The sequence below is a fragment of the Enterobacter sp. MGH 33 genome (assembly GCF_000534535.1).
In the GTDB taxonomy this organism is placed as follows: domain Bacteria; phylum Pseudomonadota; class Gammaproteobacteria; order Enterobacterales; family Enterobacteriaceae; genus Enterobacter; species Enterobacter hormaechei_C.
Map to the genome: position 1 here is coordinate 2,954,840 of NZ_KI973212.1, position 17,102 is coordinate 2,971,941.

Here is a 17,102-nt window from a genome sequence, read left to right on the forward strand (position 1 = left end):
CAGCGGTGACGCTGCCCAGCGACGAATGGAGATGAACCGATGATAAAAACTCGAATGCTACGCCCTGGCTTGTTACACCTTACGTTGGCAGGCGCCCTACTCGGTGTTACCGCATTTGGTTATGCTGAAGACCAGCCAACGAGCCAGCAAAGCTCACCTGATATTCTCCTTGGCCCCCTCTTTAATGAAGTACAGAGTGCCAAACTGTTCCCGGATCAGAAAACCTTCGCGGATGCCGTTCCCAAAAGCGACCCGCTAACCATCCTGGCGGATTACCGGATGCAGCATACCCAGTCCGGTTTTGACCTGCGCCACTTCGTGGAGATGAACTTTATCCTGCCGAAGGAAGGTGAGAAATACGTTCCCCCTGAGGGCCAGAGCCTGCGCGAACACATAGACGATCTGTGGCCTGTACTGACCCGCACCACTGACAAAGCGAACAAATGGGACTCCCTCCTGCCCCTGCCAAAGCCCTATGTCGTGCCGGGAGGACGCTTCCGCGAAGTCTATTACTGGGACAGCTATTTCACCATGCTGGGCCTGGCCGAGAGCGGCCACTGGGATAAGATCGGCGACATGGTGGACAACTTCGCTTACGAGCTTGATACCTGGGGCCATATCCCTAACGGTAACCGCAGCTACTACCTGAGCCGCTCTCAGCCGCCGTTCTTCTCGCTGATGGTGGAATTGCTGGCCACGCATGACAGCGACGCGTTGAAGAAATACCGTCCGCAGATGGAGAAAGAGTACGCTTACTGGATGGAGGGGGCTGATGGGCTCCAGGCTGGTCAGGCGAACAAACGCGTGGTGAAACTGGATGACGGCTCGATCCTCAACCGCTACTGGGACGATCGGGACACGCCGCGCCCTGAGTCGTGGCTGGATGACGTGACCACCGCCAAAAATAACCCTAACCGTCCGGCCACCGAGATTTACCGCGATCTGCGCTCTGCCGCGGCCTCGGGCTGGGATTTCAGCTCCCGCTGGATGGACGATCCACAGAAGCTGGGTACCATCCGCACCACCAGCATCGTGCCGGTGGATCTGAATGCGCTGATGTTTAAGATGGAAAAACTGCTGGCCCGCGCCAGTCAGGAAGACGGCGATAACGCCAGTGCAAGTAAATATGACGCGCTGGCCTCCGCACGTCAGAAAGCCATGGAAAGCCACCTGTGGAACGATAAAGAGGGCTGGTATGCGGATTACGATCTGAAAACCGGGAAGGTGCGTAATCAGCTGACGGCCGCAGCCCTCTTCCCGCTGTATGTGAAGGCCGCATCACAGGATCGCGCCGATAAAGTGGCCGCAGCCGCGTCGTCACGCCTGCTGAAACCGGGCGGTATTTCTACCACCACCATCAACAGCGGGCAGCAGTGGGATGCGCCGAACGGCTGGGCGCCGTTGCAGTGGGTAGCGGTGGAAGGGTTGCAGAACTATGGTCAGCAGAAAGTGGCGATGGACGTAACCTGGCGTTTCCTGAAAAACGTTCAGCATACCTACGATCGCGAGAAGAAACTGGTTGAGAAGTACGATGTCTCTTCGACCGGTACCGGCGGTGGCGGCGGTGAGTATCCGTTGCAGGACGGTTTCGGCTGGAGTAACGGCGTGACGCTCAGGATGCTGGACATGGTCTGTCCGAAAGAGAAGCCGTGCGACAGCGTACCGGAGAATCAGCCTGCGGCAAACGATGATGTTGCACCTGCGAAACAGGCGGCGCAGTAGCGCCCCTCACCCTGACCCTCTCCCCGGTGGGGCGAGGGGATGGTTCCGTGCAATAGATTGGCCCGGTAGCGAAGCGCCACCGGGCTTTTTTCAGAAGCTGTAACTCGCCCCGACCTGGAACGTGCGGTCGCGGCCTATCCAGCAGTTGGTCGCGTCATAGCAGGTGAGCGTCTCTTTGTTGGTGACGTTCTGCGCGCTCGCTTTCAACGTCAGCCCCTCCAGCGATGGCGCCAGCTCGCCCATGCGGTAAGACGCCGCCAGATCGTATTGCGTCGTACCGCCCAGCTTGCCTGCGTCGTTGGCTGGCGAGATCTCCATCGGCCCGGTGTAGCGTGCCCCTGCCCCCAGCGTTAACCCTCTCAGCGGCGTGCTGTCAAAGGTGTAATCTCCCCACAGATTAAAGGCGTTCTCAGGGGCCTGCGTCGGTCGTTTGCCCTGGTACTTGTCATCTTCGGTATTGATGGCGTGGGTGTAGGCATAGTTGGCAATCAGCGTCAGGTTATCCGTTGGACGACTCATAGCGGAAAGCTCCGCACCTTTCGATTCCACTTCCCCGGTCTGGCGATAGTTGAGGAAGCCCGGATCGCTGGTCACCACATTTTTCTGACGAATGTTAAACACCGAGGCGGTGAAGGTGGTTGCGTATTCCGCCAGCAGGTATTTCACCCCACCCTCCACCTGCTTGCTGGTGGTGGGCTTAACGTCTTTCGCGGTCAGCGTGCCCTGCGGCGATACCGGGGCGAACCCTTCCGAATAGCTGATAAACGGCGAGAGACCATTGTCGAAGGCATAAAGCGCGCCCAGTCGCTTGGTGAGGCGATCCTGCGATACCCAGGCTTTGTCACCGTTTTGCAGATAGTTGGTGGTGACGGAACGGTAGTCGTCATAGCGCAGGCTGGCCAACACGTTCAGCCCGCCAAACGCAATCTGATCCTGGAGGTAATAGCCATTCTGCTGATAGCTGAGACGGTTTTTCTGCGCGGTTTCAAGCCCCAGCGCATCGTTATCGATCTGCGAGTGATCCGGATTACGCATATCGATACCCGGTGTGGACGAGGCGTAACGATAATGGAAGTGAGAGTTCAGCTTCTGGTAGTCAAAGCCCGCCAGCAGATGATGTTTCCAGTCCCCCAGCGCGACGGTTCGGGTGACCTGGTTATCAATGTTGAAGCTCTGTAAATCTTCATCCGTGGTATAGGCGAAGCGGTTAAGCTGGTAGACCTCGCTGCCCGTCCCGGTTGAATAGGCGCTGCGCTGGTGGGTGTCCACGTCAAAGTAGCGCGCTTTCTGATTAAAGCCCCAGCCACTGTCAAACTCGTGCTCAAAGCTGTAGCCCAGCATCCACTGGCGCTGCTTAAAGCCGCTCCACTCATCCCCGGCATAGTCACGACGATCGGCGTATTTAGACCGCAGATAGCTAAGCGGCATCGGATCAGACGGCGTCAGGCTCGGCGTATTTTGCGCCAGCGCGTCAATGGTCAGGCGCGTTTTGTCATCCGGCTGCCAGGTCACGGAGGGGGCCACCAGATAGTTTTCATAGCGCGTGGTGTGCGCCTGTTCGTCACTCTCTGTCGCTTTACCCAGCAGGCGATAGTTCCAGTCGCTGGTCGCAATCTGCCCCGTGGAATCCAGGTACCCCTCTTTCAGATTGCGGTTTCCGGTGTTAAAGCCCAGTTCTGTTTTCGCCTCTTTCTGCGGCTTTTTACTCTGAATATTGACCAGCCCGCCCGGGGAGCCACCGCCATACAGCACGGATGACGGCCCCTTCAGGATATCGACGCTCTCAATCAGCAGCGGATCGATTCGCGCTTTAGTGTTCCCGGTGACGTTATAGGGAAGTTGCAGGCCGTTGTAGAACTCCTGCTCGACGTTGAACCCGCGGATTTTGTACTCGCTCATGTAAGAGGTGCTCCCGCGCACCTCCGTGGAAACGCCCGGCGCATAGCGCAGGATCTCGTTTACCGAACTGGCGTGCCGCTGCTCAATCTCTTTAGCGGCGATGGTGTTGATCACCTGGGGCGTTTTACTTTCCGCGACGGCTGATTTCGTGGCGCTGTTGGTCCAGGCAGGGAGCGCGCTGCCCTGCTCTGTACCGGTCACCACGATGGTGGGTTCTTCTGCAAAAGCCTGTGTTTGCAATGCCAGCGTGACGGCGCCTGCCAACGCGCATAACGCAAAACGTGAGGTGCTCATAGTGTCGTCTTGTTATTAGATGCTATTGGGAACGCCAATTATTATCATTTCCATTAGCAAATCAATATCGGCGGAGAAAAACAGATCGTTTGTATTAAGTTTCATGCCAGCGTGCCGATAACCCAGAGACAGTCTGTCATCTATCGAGGAGCCATCTGGCGTGAGTAGCTACAGTGAGCAGTTCCTGAAACAAAATCCGCTGGCTGTATTAGGGGTGTTACGCGACCTGAAAAAGGGCGAGGTGCCGCTGCGCATCAACTGGTCAACCAGCCAGTTTATCAGCAAGATCCTGGACGTGACGGCAGAACACCTGATCGTGGATCTGGGTAGCCAGAGCGAAGAAAACCGTGCCGCGCTCCAGGCAGAAAACCTCTCGGTGATGGCCGAAACGCAGGGGGCTAAAGTCGAGTTTATACTGCCCCGCCTGACCACGATCGCGTACCAGGGTTTGCCTGCGTTTATCGCTCCCCTGCCCGCTAACCTCTGGTTCGTGCAACGCCGCGAGTTTTTTCGCATCAGCGCCCCGCTTCACCCGGCCTATTTCTGTAAGGCAAAAATGCCGGACAAAAAAGAGATCCGCTTTCGTCTCTTCGACCTGTCACTGGGCGGGATGGGCGCGTTAATGGATACGCCGAAGCCGGAAGGACTGGTGGAAGGCATGCGTTTTAGTCAGATTGAGCTGGATATGGGCGGATGGGGACGCTTCTGGTTTGACGCCCAGCTGATTGCCATCAGCGAGCGTAAGGTGGTGGACAGCAAAAACGAAACCATTACCACGCCGCGATTGAGCTTTCGCTTTCTGAATGTCGGGCCAGGCGCCGAACGCGAACTACAGCGCATCATCTTCTCACTGGAGCGTGAAGCGCGGGAACGCGCGAACAAAGTGCGCTGAAAGGCGTCGGGCAGCATGCTGCCGCCCGACAAAGGCGTTACATGGCGTCCATCGCTTTCTGTACTTTCCAGATATAACGTGGAGCCTGTGCTGACGGATGATTCTTCACAACGTGCTCGAAGAATTCATCTTTATCCATATCGTTAATCTCTTCTATCGCCTCTTTGCGATCGGATGAGAAGGTTCGGAGCAGCGCGCCGGCTCCGTTAACGTACGACACCACCAGCGCATATTGCATCACTTCCGGATCGTCAATCCCCTTCAGAATGCCATGCTCGAGAATACTCAGGTAAGCGGTTCCCATAGAGATATTACGTTCCGGGTTTTTCAGCTCGCTGGTGGATGGCTGTCCCTTCCAGCCCATGTAGCGATAGACCTCTCTTCCCGCCGTCGAGGCTTTTAACTGCATCAGCCCCACCGCATTCGATTTACTCACCAGCGTCGGGTTGCCACCGGATTCCACGGCAATGATCGCCGTGATCAGACGCGGGCTCACGCCCCAGGCCTTCCCGGCTTGTTCGCTGATCGGCATCCACTGCATGGCCCGCTTTACCGGCACTTCAGGGTTCCAGGGGGGATTTTGATAATCATGTTTTGAACTACAGCCAGCGAGCAGCACAATCAAAAAAGCAAACCATCTCAATTTCACGTCATCTATCCTTATAGCCGGTCATCGCGGTACGTCGCCCCTTGAAGCAGGCGGCGTATAAGCGGCATGATATAGACAATTAGATTCTCATTCAGCAAGGAATTGCCATGCCTCAGTTTCATCTCATCGCACCGTCAGGCTACTGCATCAACCAGGAGGCGGCACAGCGGGGCGTTCAGCGCCTGCTGGAAATGGGCCATCAGGTAGAAAATCAGACAATTATCCCCCGCCGCATGCAGCGTTTTGCCGGTACGGAGGCGCAGAGACTGAGCGATATCAACAGCCTGACGACGCTGGAAGGTGAAAACACCATTGTGCTGGCCGTGCGCGGCGGCTATGGCGCAAGCCGGCTGCTGGAGAGCATCGACTGGGCCGGGCTGGCCGCGCGCCAGCAGCAGGATCCGCTGTTAATCTGCGGACACAGCGATTTCACGGCGATCCAGCTCGGCCTGCTTGCGTTGCATAACGTCATTACCTTTAGCGGCCCGATGCTGGCCGGCAACTTTGGTGCGCCGGAGCTGGATGCATTTACGCAGGACCATTTCTGGCGCGCCCTGCAAAACCCGACGTTCACCGTCGAGTGGCAAGGCAATGGACCGCACTGGGAATGTGAAGGACAGCTGTGGGGCGGCAACCTCGCGATGCTGGTGTCGCTGATTGGAACGCCGTGGCTGCCGCAGATCACGGACGGCATACTGGTGCTGGAAGATATCAACGAACACCCGTTCCGCGTCGAACGTATGCTGTTGCAGCTGTATCACGCCGGGATCCTGGATCGGCAGTCGGCCATTGTGCTGGGCAGTTTTAGTGGTTCAGCCCCCAACGATTACGATGCGGGCTATTCCCTGGAGACGATGATTGATTTCATTCGTTCCCGGCTGGATATCCCGGTGATCGCCGGTCTGGATTTCGGCCATGAGCAGCAAACCGTTACCCTGCCGCTGGGTGCCCAGGCGCACCTTGTACACGATAATTCAGGCAGTCGGTTAACAATCAGCGGTCATCCGGTCTTAAAGGCATAAAAAAGCCGTTATTCCCCCTCAATAAAACGCAGTTAACGTTGTTATTATGTTAGGGTTTTAATAACAGCGTTCACATTGAGGTGGGAGTAAGACGACATTGGGTGCCACAGCGATAATCAGTCTTTTCATTCTGGGTTCCATCCTGGTAACCTTTAGCATTTTATTAAGTTCATTTTCATCGCGTCTTGGCATACCTATTCTTGTCATTTTCCTGGCTATCGGCATGCTTGCCGGGATCGACGGTATCGGCGGTATCCCCTTCGATAATTACCCTTTCGCCTATATGGTGAGTAACCTCGCGCTGGCGGTGATTCTGCTGGACGGCGGCATGCGCACCCAGGCAAGTTCGTTTCGCGTTGCCTTAGGCCCGGCGCTGTCTCTGGCGACCGTCGGCGTGCTGATCACCTCCGGCCTGACCGGCATGATGGCGGCCTGGCTGTTTAACCTCGATATAATGGAAGGCCTGCTGATTGGCGCGATTGTCGGCTCTACCGATGCGGCGGCGGTTTTCTCACTGCTCGGCGGCAAGGGGCTGAACGAACGCGTTGGCTCCACGCTTGAGATTGAATCCGGCAGTAACGATCCGATGGCGGTGTTCCTGACCATTACCCTGATTGAGATGATCCAGCAGCACGAAACCGGCCTGAGCTGGATGTTCGCCTGGCACATCCTCCAGCAGTTTGGCCTCGGGATTATCATTGGTCTCGGCGGCGGTTACCTGTTACAGCATACGATTAACCGTATTACGCTGCCTTCCGGCCTTTACCCGCTGCTGGCCCTGAGCGGTGGGATCCTGATCTTTGCCGTCACCACCGCGCTGGACGGCAGCGGTATTCTGGCGGTTTACCTTTGCGGTTTCCTGTTGGGCAACCGACCGATTCGCAACCGTCACGCCATCTTGCAGAACTTCGACGGTCTGGCCTGGCTGGCGCAGATCGCCATGTTCCTGGTGCTGGGCCTGCTGGTGACGCCGTCGGACCTGCTGCCTATCGCCGTACCGGCGCTGCTTTTGTCGGCCTGGATGATCTTCTTCGCCCGTCCGCTGTCGGTGTTTGCCGGGCTGCTGCCGTTCCGCGGGTTTAACCTGCGTGAGCGGATATTTATCAGTTGGGTGGGGCTGCGCGGCGCGGTGCCAATTATTCTGGCAGTGTTCCCGATGATGGCCGGGCTGGACAACGCCCGCCTGTTCTTCAACGTCGCCTTCTTCGTAGTGCTGGTGTCGCTGCTGTTCCAGGGAACGTCGCTGGGCTGGGCGGCGAAAAAAGCCAAAGTGGTGGTACCGCCCATTGGCTGGCCGGTCTCCCGCGTGGGGCTGGATATTCACCCTGAGAATCCCTGGGAACAGTTTGTCTACCAGCTAAGCGCCGATAAGTGGTGCGTGGGCGCGTCCCTGCGCGATCTGCATATGCCCGCTGAAACGCGCATTGCCGCCCTGTTCCGGGATAACGCCCTGCTTCACCCGACCGGCAGCACGCGGCTGCGTGAGAACGATATCCTCTGCGTGATTGGCCGCGAGCGCGACCTGCCTGCCCTCGGCAAGCTGTTCAGCCAGTCGCCCCCGGTGGCGCTGGATCAGCGTTTCTTCGGCGATTTTATCCTCGAAGCCAGCGCCCGCTTTGCGGATGTGGCGCTGATTTATGGCCTGGAAGGTGGACTGGAGAATCGCGATAACCAGCAAACACTGGGTGAAATTATTCAGCAATTATTAGGAGCTGCGCCGGTCGTCGGTGACCAGGTGGAGTTTGCCGGGATGATCTGGACGGTAGCGGAGAAAGAAGATAACGCGGTGCGCAAAGTCGGCGTAAGGCCGATGGAGGAGGAGGCGGAGTAGCTGCTTTTTTTGCCGGGTGGCGCTAACGCTTACCCGGCCTACATTCGGGCTTTCGTAGGCCGGGTAAGGCGAAGCCGCCACCCGGCACACACACATGTTACACCGTCACAACAGGCACTCTTGGCGCCAGCGCGCACATCAGCTCATACCCGACGGTGCCCGCCGCAGCGGCCACATCATCAATTTTAACCTCGTTGCCCCACAGCTCAACCGGTGACCCGATCCCCGCCTGGGGACACGGCGTCAAATCGATGGCCAGCATGTCCATGGAGACGGTACCTACCGTGCCGGTGCGCACGCCATCGACCCACACCGGCGTGCCGCTCGGGGCGATGCGCGGATAACCATCTGCATAGCCCCCCGCCACGATACCGATGCGCTGTTCACCTGCTGCCCGATAGCGGCTGCCATAGCCCACCGTATCGCCCGCTTTCAGGGTTTGCACGCCGATAATCTCGCTTCGTAACGTCATCACCGGCTTCAGGCCGCTGTTGGCAATATCCTGCCACTGACCTGAGGGTGACGCGCCGTACAGAACGATCCCCGGACGTACCCAGTTGTAGTGCGCCTCGGGATGCCAGAGCGTTGCCGCTGAGTTCGACAGCGAGCGCGGACAGTCCAGACCTTCTGCCGCCTGCTCAATGCGGACCATGGCATCGGCAATGCCGTCCGGCTTTTCCGCATCGGCGAAGTGCGCCATCAGCGTCATCTCACCGACGTTTTTCAGCGCACGAAGCTGCTGCCAGACCGTATGCACCCGTTCAGGCTGGAAGCCCAGACGGTTCATCCCGCTGTTCACTTTGAGATAGATATCCAGCGGGGCATGCAGCTTCGCGTCCTGGATGGCCTTGATCTGCCAGTTACTGTGAACGCTGGTCGTCAGGCGGTACTTATCCAGCAGAGGCAGATCCTGCGCATGAAAGAATCCTTCCAGCAGCAGGATCGGTCCTTTCCAGCCGCGCTCGCGCAGCAGGATGGCCTCTTCCAGATTCAGCAAGGCAAAACCATCGGTGCCGCCGAGCGCACTCCAGATACGGTCGATACCATGACCGTAGGCGTTGGCTTTCACCACCGACCAGACACGAGAACCCGGCGCAGCACGGCGAACAATTTGCAGGTTATCCTTCAGCGCCTGCAAATCCAGCTGGGCCAGAATGGGACGGGACATGACGACTCCTTAATTATGCGCGCCGTGCAGGTGTTGTGGACGCGATGGGGTAAACCCTGATTGATAGCGTGCGGCGCTCAAATCGTCAAACGGAATTGCCGGCGTCCTTCCGGAGATCAGGTCGCTCAGCAGCTGGCCCGAACCGCAGGCCATGGTCCAGCCAAGCGTGCCGTGGCCGGTGTTGGTCCACAGATTTTTGTATGGTGTACGGCCCACAATCGGCGTGCCGTCCGGGGTCATTGGGCGCAGGCCGGTCCAGAACGTTGCCTGCTCAATGAAGCCGCCGCGCGGGAAGAGATCGCCCACGACCATCTCCAGCGTTTCACGACGCGGTTTGAGCAGCTCGGTATTGAAGCCCACGATTTCCGCCATGCCGCCGACGCGGATCCGGTTATCGAAGCGGGTGATGGCGATTTTGTAGGTTTCATCAAGAATGGTCGAGACCGGCGCGCCGCTGTCCTCTTTCACCGGGATGGTCAGGGAGTAGCCTTTCAGCGGATAGACCGGGATATCCAGGATGCCTTTCAGCATCGCGGTTGAGTAGGAGCCAAACGCCATCACGTAGGCATCGGCTTTAATTACCTCTTCCCCACACTTCACGCCGTAAATCTTCTCCCCTTCCGACAGCAGTTTGTCGACAGAAGTATTGAAGCGGAATTTCACCCCGGCCTGCTCACACATGCGCGCCAGACGCTGGGTGAATAGCTGGCAGTCGCCGGTTTCATCGTTCGGTAAACGCAGACCGCCCGTCAGCTTGTGCGCGACCTCGGCAAGCGCTGGCTCCACCTGCGCCAGCTGGCTGGCTTCCAGCAGCTGATACGGTACGCCCGCATCTTCAAGCACGGCGATATCGCGGGTCGCGTTTTCGTACTGTTGCGCGGTACGGAACAGCTGAAGCGTGCCGCCCTGACGCCCTTCATATTCAATGCCCGTTGAGGCGCGCAGCGCCTTCAGGCAGTCGCGGCTGTATTCCGCCAGCCGCACCATACGCCCCTTGTTTTCCATATAGTGGCGGGTGTCGCAGTTGCGCAGCATCTGCCACATCCATTTAAGCTGGAACTGCGTGCCGTCAAGGCTGATCGCCAGGGGCGCATGTCGCTGAAACATCCATTTGATCGCCTTCAGCGGAACGCCCGGGGCCGCCCACGGCGCAGCGTAGCCCGGAGAGATTTGCCCCGCATTCGCCGCACTGGTTTCCAGCGCCGGACCGGATTCGCGATCGATAACGGTAACCTCATGTCCCGCCTGACTTAAATACCAGGCGCTGGTTACGCCAACGACACCACTTCCCAGTATGACAACACGCATAGCCACTCCATTATGAGCAAAAGAACAATCATCTAATTACAGATTGATAACCTAGTTGAAAATATTATTCAACATATGACTTTTTTATGGTGACTCAACTCACATATCCCGCTGTATCAGGGGATGGCGCTTATTTGGGATCTCCTGCTGCGCGTTATTTTTAACCAGTAGAAAATTCTGTGAGCACCGCTTTATTTGCCGTATCGAAAACGCGAAATCGCAAAGAAAAAATTTCTGCGCCCCGCGTATTTGAATGGGGTGATCTATGCTTGAAAGGAGGCTCTCCAGTCAGAGAGAGCGACCGACAACGAGGGCGCGCTAATGGCTACACTAGATTCCATGTCCAGGGACAGCACCCGTCTGAGCGATGGACCCGACTGGACCTTCGAGTTGCTGGATGTCTACCTGGCGGAGATCGACCGGGTGGCCAAACTCTATCGTCTGGATACCTATCCCCATCAGATTGAAGTCATCACCTCGGAACAGATGATGGACGCTTACTCCAGCGTCGGGATGCCAATTAACTATCCGCACTGGTCGTTTGGCAAAAAATTCATTGAGACAGAGCGGCTGTATAAGCACGGGCAGCAGGGACTGGCGTATGAAATCGTCATTAACTCTAACCCGTGTATTGCCTATCTGATGGAAGAGAACACCATTACCATGCAGGCGCTGGTGATGGCGCACGCCTGCTATGGACATAACTCGTTCTTCAAAAATAACTATCTGTTCCGCAGCTGGACGGACGCCAGCTCCATCGTCGATTACCTGATCTTCGCCCGCAAATACATTACCGACTGCGAAGAGCGCTACGGCGTGGACGAGGTGGAGAAGCTGCTGGACTCCTGCCACGCGCTGATGAACTACGGCGTTGACCGCTATAAGCGCCCGCAGAAGATCTCATTGCAGGAAGAGAAAGCCCGGCAGAAGAGCCGCGAGGAGTATCTGCAAAGCCAGGTGAATATGCTGTGGCGCACCCTGCCGAAACGTGAAGAGGAGAAAACCGTCGCCGAGGCGCGTCGCTACCCTTCCGAGCCGCAGGAAAACCTGCTCTACTTTATGGAGAAAAACGCCCCACTGCTGGAGCCGTGGCAGCGTGAGATCCTGCGCATCGTGCGCAAGGTGAGCCAGTATTTCTATCCGCAGAAGCAGACCCAGGTGATGAACGAAGGCTGGGCGACCTTCTGGCACTACACCATTCTTAACCACCTGTACGACGAAGGAAAAGTCACCGAGCGGTTTATGATGGAGTTTCTGCACAGCCACACCAACGTGGTATTCCAGCCGGCATATAACAGCCCGTGGTACAGCGGCATTAACCCGTACGCGCTCGGCTTTGCCATGTTCCAGGATATCAAGCGTATTTGTCAGTCGCCCACCGAAGAGGACAAATACTGGTTCCCGGATATTGCCGGTTCCGACTGGCTGGAAACGCTGCACTTCGCGATGCGTGATTTTAAGGATGAGAGCTTTATCAGCCAGTTCATGTCGCCGAAGATCATGCGTGATTTCCGCTTCTTCACCGTACTGGATGATGACCGCAACAACTACCTGGAGATCTCCGCGATCCACAACGAAGAGGGTTATCGCGAGATCCGCTCGCGCCTGTCATCCCAGTACAACCTGAGTAATCTTGAACCGAACATTCAGGTCTGGAACGTGGATCTGCGCGGCGACCGCTCCCTGACGTTGCGCTATATTCCGCACAACCGCGCGCCGCTGGATAAGGGGCGTAAGGAAGTGCTGAAGCATGTGCATCGCCTGTGGGGATTTGACGTGTTGCTGGAGCAGCAGAACGAAGATGGCAGCGTGGAGCTGCTGGACCGGTGTCCGGCGCGGTTGAATACGCTGTAGTGGGATTTTTTGCCCGGTGGCGCTACGCTTACCGGGCCTACGGGACCTGTAGGCCGGGTCAGGCGAAGCCGCCACCCGGCGAAAAAAAACCTCTCAATCGAGAGGTTTTTTATTTCAGCGACTCTGAATCGCTAAATCACCCGGCAGCGTTTTCTGCATCCGGTGCCAGATTTCACCGGAGTCGTGGCCGTAACGACGCACCGTTTCATAGACCTGATCGTGCAGCCCTTCGGTGCAGAGTTTGCTCAGTTTATGGTAGAAGCCGAGCGCCAGGCTGCGGGCTTCAGGGTTAGCAAAGTAGTGACGACCAATGCGCGTATATAACCCCTTCATTCCATTCAGGATCAGACCGTAAACCGGATTGCCGGAAGCAAACGCCAGACCGCGGAACACGTTGTAATCCAGGGTCGCAAAGGCATCCGCGTGGTCTTCCACCTCATTAGCGGTGGCAAGCACTTTCAGCGCATCTTCAGGATGCTGACGAAACGCGGTGCGGATGAAAATGGTGGCGATGTTGGTGCGCACGGAAAGCAGATTATCAATCAGCTGCGGTACGCTTTCGTGGTCGAGACGCGCCAGCGTTTCCAGAATGTTCAGCCCGGACGTTTCCCAGAAGTTGTTCACCTTAGTGGGTTTGCCATGCTGTATCGTCAACCAGCCATCGCGCGCCAGACGCTGGAGCACTTCTCGCAGCGTGGTACGGGTGACGCCAATCAGTTCAGAGAGTTCGCGTTCAGCAGGTAGAATTGATCCCGCAGGGAAACGATTATTCCAGATGCTTTCAATGATGTACTCTTCCGCGAAACCCGCCGGGCTCTGCGCCTTAATGACCATAGTGAGATTTCCATTACACAGCTTTAGCAAATTGTACTCATCATACCAGAGGCGCGCAGAGGCAGATAGCGCAGCAGAGACAGAAAAGAGGGATCGCCGTTTCATTTTTATGAAATTTACAAATGGCTTAATCCCCCGCTCTGCCGCCATTTTTGCGTATACTGATGTCTTGTCTTATTTGACGGGTAAAGGACGTCTGTCGTGGAAATTTCATTTGGGCGCGCGCTGTGGCGCAACTTTTTAGGTCAGTCACCTGACTGGTACAAACTTACTTTACTGGTATTCCTGGTCGTTAATCCCGTTATCTTTTTGCTGGATCCCTTCGTTGCCGGGTGGATGTTGGTCGCCGAGTTTATCTTTACCCTGGCGATGGCGCTGAAGTGCTATCCGCTGTTGCCCGGCGGGCTGCTGGCGCTGGAGGCCGTGGTCATTGGAATGACCAGCGCGGAGCATGTTAAAAACGAGATAGCGTCGAATCTTGAAGTCCTGCTGCTGCTGATCTTCATGGTGGCGGGGATCTACTTTATGAAGCAGCTTCTGCTGTTTATCTTCACCCGTTTGCTGCTGAGCATTCCGTCGAAAACGCTGCTCTCGCTGGCGTTTTGCCTCGCCGCGGCCTTCCTCTCTGCCTTCCTGGATGCGCTGACGGTCGTTGCGGTGGTGATCAGCGTCGCCGTCGGCTTTTACGGGATTTACCACCGGGTGGCCTCGTCTCGTCCTGGCGATAACTTGCAGGACGACAGCCACGTTGAGGCGCACAACCGCGACGTGCTGGAACAGTTCCGCGCGTTTCTGCGCAGCCTGATGATGCATGCGGGCGTGGGGACGGCGCTGGGCGGCGTGATGACCATGGTCGGGGAGCCGCAAAACCTGATTATCGCCAAAGCGGCTGAGTGGCATTTTGGCGAATTTTTCCTGCGCATGGCGCCCGTCAGCGTGCCCGTGCTGGTCTGCGGGTTAGCAACCTGTGTGCTGGTCGAAAAATTCAACCTCTTTGGGTATGGCGCTAAGTTGCCCGATCAGGTCCGCCAGGAGCTGCATAAGTTTGACGAGCAGAGCCGCAAACAACGCACGCGCCAGGAGACGCTGCGCCTGATTGCACAGGGTTTCATCGGCGTGTGGCTTATCGCGGCGCTGGCCTTCCACCTTGCCGAGGTGGGGCTGATTGGCCTGTCGGTAATTATCCTTGCAACCAGCCTGGGCGGCGTTACGGACGAACATGCTATCGGAAAAGCCTTTACCGAAGCGCTGCCGTTTACCGCCCTGCTGGCGGTGTTTTTCGCGGTCGTGGCGGTGATTATTGACCAACATCTGTTCGCGCCGATCATCGCGTTTGTGCTTCAGGCTACGCCAGATTCGCAGCTAACGCTGTTCTATTTGTTTAACGGTCTGTTGTCCTCTATATCCGATAACGTCTTTGTCGGGACGGTATACATCAATGAGGCCAAAGCCGCGATGGAGCAAGGGATTGTCAGCAGTGAACAGTTCGAGCTGCTGGCGGTGGCGATCAACACCGGAACCAACCTCCCCTCCGTGGCAACCCCGAACGGTCAGGCGGCATTCCTCTTCCTGCTGACCTCGGCGCTGGCACCACTCATACGACTTTCTTATGGAAGAATGGTCTGGATGGCGCTGCCGTATACGCTGGTGCTTACCCTGGTTGGTTTGCTGTGCATCAAAATTACTCTCGTTCCCTGTACGCAATGGTTATTGCAAGCAGGTATACTTGCGGCGCATTAAAATTCGTTTACACTGCGCTGTCTAAGCATGTTCCAGGGAAATGATTATGTTGCGATTTTTGAACCAGTGCTCACGCGGTCGCGGAGCGTGGTTGTTGATGGCCCTGACCGCCTTTGCGCTGGAAATGGTCGCGCTGTGGTTTCAGCATGTGATGGGGCTGAAACCTTGCGTACTGTGTATTTATGAGCGTTGTGCGCTGTTCGGCATTATGGGCGCGGGTCTGGTAGGTGCGATTGCACCCAAATCACCGTTACGCTATGCGGCAATTGCCATCTGGCTGTACAGCGCCGGGAAAGGGATTGCGCTTGCCTGGGAGCACACCCAGATGCAGCTTCACCCGTCGCCGTTTATGACCTGCGATTTTGCCGCCCGCTTCCCGAGCTGGCTGCCGCTGGATAAATGGCTGCCGCAGGTGTTTGTGGCCTCCGGTGACTGCTCTGTACGCCAGTGGGAGTTCCTGACGCTGGAGATGCCGCAGTGGCTGGTGGGCATTTTTGTCGCCTACTTTGTGGTGGCGCTGCTGGTGCTGATTGCCCAGCCGTTCAAACCAAAGAAACGCGATCTTTTTGGAAGGTAAAAGCAAAACGGCAACGTCAGTTTTGTTGGTCGGGTAAGCGCAGCGCCACCCGACAAAATTGCGCACAATAAAAAACCCGCCTCGGCGGGTTTTTTATTATCACCGATTAGGGTGATTCATAATGTGGTCTTCCCAGTCGCGCACCTCGGACTCTTTCACCGCAATGTGGCGCACGGAAATACGTTCACCGTGCATCGCCGCTTTCGACCCCGTCAACAGCGGATGCCATGTCGGCAGATCCTTTCCTTCCGCCAGCAGGCGATACGCGCAGGTATGCGGCAGCCACTCAAAGGTCGGCAGATTTTCACGGGTTAACTTGATGCAGTCCGGCTCATATTCGAAACGGCGCTCATAGTTGCGGCACTGGCAGGTTTTGATGTTTAACTGCTTGCAGGCTACGTTGGTGAAATAGATCTCGTCCGAATCTTCATCCATTAGCTTATGCAGGCAGCACTGCCCGCAGCCGTCACACAACGATTCCCACTCCGCGTCGGTCATGTCGTCGAGAGTTTTGCTTTGCCAGAAAGGAATGTCGTTCATCGGGATGTCCACACGTCAAAATAGAGCGCACCTTATAACGAGTCTGGCACGTTGATGCAAGTTTTGCCGCCCTTTTCAGGCGGCAAGGTGCTTTTACAGCACGCGGGTTTTCAGCGACAGGCCGTTAAAACTGACGTCCAGTTCGTCGCCGCTAAGCAGCGGCCCCACACCTTCCGGAGTGCCGGTGAGGATCACGTCGCCAGGTTTCAGGGTGAAGAAGCGGCTCATGTAGGCAATCAGCGGAACGATCTTATGGATCATGTCAGCGGTTGTTCCCTGCTGGCGGATCTCGCCGTTGACCTTCAGGCTGAGCGGCGTGTTCTGCGGATCGTCGGTAAATTCACTCACCGGAACGAAACCGGAAATCGGGCATGAATTATCAAAACCCTTGGCTTTTTCCCACGGCTGCCCCGCTTTCTTCATTTTGCCCTGGACGTCACGCAGCGTCAGGTCGAGCGCGACACCGTAACCCGCAATCGCCTTCTCTACATGCTCTTCAGTTGCCTGGCGCAGCGTCGCGCCGATCAGCACCGCCAGCTCCACTTCATGATGCACCGAGCCCAGTCCCTGCGGCAGAACCAGCGGCTGGCGAATATCGCACAGTGCGGTTTCTGGCTTAATAAACAGAACCGGCTCTTCCGGCACGGCGCTGCCCATCTCCTGAATATGTTTTGCATAGTTGCTGCCCACGCAGACCACTTTGCTGACGGGATAATCCAGTAATGCACCTTGCCAGTTATGATGTTGATACATGGTCGACCCCTAATCGGTT

The 17,102-nt window shown here is 56.7% G+C and carries 14 protein-coding genes; 7 read left to right on the plus strand and 7 right to left on the minus strand.

The window, feature by feature from the left end:
* The first annotated feature begins 39 nt into the window (after nucleotides 1-39).
* Nucleotides 40-1,722: an alpha,alpha-trehalase gene (locus L379_RS10240; protein ID WP_023303876.1), complete on the plus strand. Its 1,683-nt coding sequence runs from the start codon at nucleotides 40-42 to the stop codon at nucleotides 1,720-1,722.
* A gap of 90 nt (nucleotides 1,723-1,812) precedes the next feature.
* On the opposite strand, the gene L379_RS10235 is transcribed toward L379_RS10240, so the two are convergent.
* Nucleotides 1,813-3,915: a TonB-dependent siderophore receptor gene (locus L379_RS10235; protein WP_032619544.1), complete on the minus strand. Its 2,103-nt coding sequence runs from the start codon at nucleotides 3,913-3,915 to the stop codon at nucleotides 1,813-1,815.
* A 160-nt stretch (nucleotides 3,916-4,075) separates the two neighbouring features.
* Between L379_RS10235 and L379_RS10230 the strand changes: the two genes are divergently transcribed.
* Complete coding sequence (locus L379_RS10230; RefSeq protein WP_017384309.1) at nucleotides 4,076-4,807, plus strand: flagellar brake protein YcgR; 732 nt, start codon at nucleotides 4,076-4,078, stop codon at nucleotides 4,805-4,807.
* Between the two features lie 37 nt (nucleotides 4,808-4,844).
* On the opposite strand, the gene emtA is transcribed toward L379_RS10230, so the two are convergent.
* Nucleotides 4,845-5,456, minus strand: coding sequence for a membrane-bound lytic murein transglycosylase EmtA (gene emtA, locus L379_RS10225; protein ID WP_017384310.1), 612 nt, complete (start codon nucleotides 5,454-5,456; stop codon nucleotides 4,845-4,847).
* A gap of 107 nt (nucleotides 5,457-5,563) precedes the next feature.
* Between emtA and ldcA the strand changes: the two genes are divergently transcribed.
* Entirely contained in the window at nucleotides 5,564-6,478 is a 915-nt protein-coding gene (ldcA, locus tag L379_RS10220) for a muramoyltetrapeptide carboxypeptidase (protein WP_032619539.1), read from the plus strand.
* A 97-nt stretch (nucleotides 6,479-6,575) separates the two neighbouring features.
* Nucleotides 6,576-8,309, plus strand: a complete 1,734-nt coding sequence (locus tag L379_RS10215) for a potassium/proton antiporter (RefSeq protein WP_017384312.1) — start codon at nucleotides 6,576-6,578, stop codon at nucleotides 8,307-8,309.
* A gap of 97 nt (nucleotides 8,310-8,406) precedes the next feature.
* On the opposite strand, the gene dadX is transcribed toward L379_RS10215, so the two are convergent.
* Nucleotides 8,407-9,477 carry a catabolic alanine racemase DadX gene (gene dadX / locus L379_RS10210; protein WP_032653929.1) on the minus strand — a complete coding sequence of 357 codons (1,071 nt, stop codon included), beginning with the start codon at nucleotides 9,475-9,477 and terminating at the stop codon, nucleotides 8,407-8,409.
* 9 nt (nucleotides 9,478-9,486) lie between these two features.
* Nucleotides 9,487-10,785 carry a D-amino acid dehydrogenase gene (locus L379_RS10205; RefSeq protein WP_015570317.1) on the minus strand — a complete coding sequence of 433 codons (1,299 nt, stop codon included), beginning with the start codon at nucleotides 10,783-10,785 and terminating at the stop codon, nucleotides 9,487-9,489.
* Nucleotides 10,786-11,106: 321 nt separating this feature from the next.
* Here L379_RS10205 and L379_RS10200 point away from each other — a divergent pair, with 321 nt between their 5' ends.
* The gene (locus L379_RS10200; protein WP_017384314.1) at nucleotides 11,107-12,639 is read left to right on the plus strand and encodes a SpoVR family protein; all 1,533 of its coding nucleotides are present in this window, start codon (nucleotides 11,107-11,109) and stop codon (nucleotides 12,637-12,639) included.
* A gap of 114 nt (nucleotides 12,640-12,753) precedes the next feature.
* On the opposite strand, the gene fadR is transcribed toward L379_RS10200, so the two are convergent.
* A complete protein-coding gene (gene fadR / locus L379_RS10195; RefSeq protein ID WP_015570315.1) occupies nucleotides 12,754-13,473 on the minus strand; it encodes a fatty acid metabolism transcriptional regulator FadR in 720 nt (239 codons plus the stop codon).
* 201 nt (nucleotides 13,474-13,674) lie between these two features.
* Between fadR and nhaB the strand changes: the two genes are divergently transcribed.
* A complete protein-coding gene (gene nhaB, locus L379_RS10190) occupies nucleotides 13,675-15,213 on the plus strand; it encodes a Na(+)/H(+) antiporter NhaB (protein ID WP_017693269.1) in 1,539 nt (512 codons plus the stop codon).
* A gap of 46 nt (nucleotides 15,214-15,259) precedes the next feature.
* Nucleotides 15,260-15,790 (plus strand): disulfide bond formation protein DsbB, encoded by a 531-nt coding sequence (gene dsbB / locus L379_RS10185; protein WP_017693268.1) that lies wholly within the window; start codon nucleotides 15,260-15,262, stop codon nucleotides 15,788-15,790.
* 99 nt (nucleotides 15,791-15,889) lie between these two features.
* On the opposite strand, the gene L379_RS10180 is transcribed toward dsbB, so the two are convergent.
* Both L379_RS10180 and L379_RS10175 read right to left on the minus strand, forming a co-directional pair.
* Nucleotides 15,890-16,330 (minus strand): YcgN family cysteine cluster protein, encoded by a 441-nt coding sequence (locus L379_RS10180; protein WP_015570314.1) that lies wholly within the window; start codon nucleotides 16,328-16,330, stop codon nucleotides 15,890-15,892.
* Nucleotides 16,331-16,423: 93 nt separating this feature from the next.
* Nucleotides 16,424-17,083, minus strand: a complete 660-nt coding sequence (locus L379_RS10175) for a fumarylacetoacetate hydrolase family protein (RefSeq protein ID WP_032619529.1) — start codon at nucleotides 17,081-17,083, stop codon at nucleotides 16,424-16,426.
* Nucleotides 17,084-17,102: the final 19 nt, after the last annotated feature.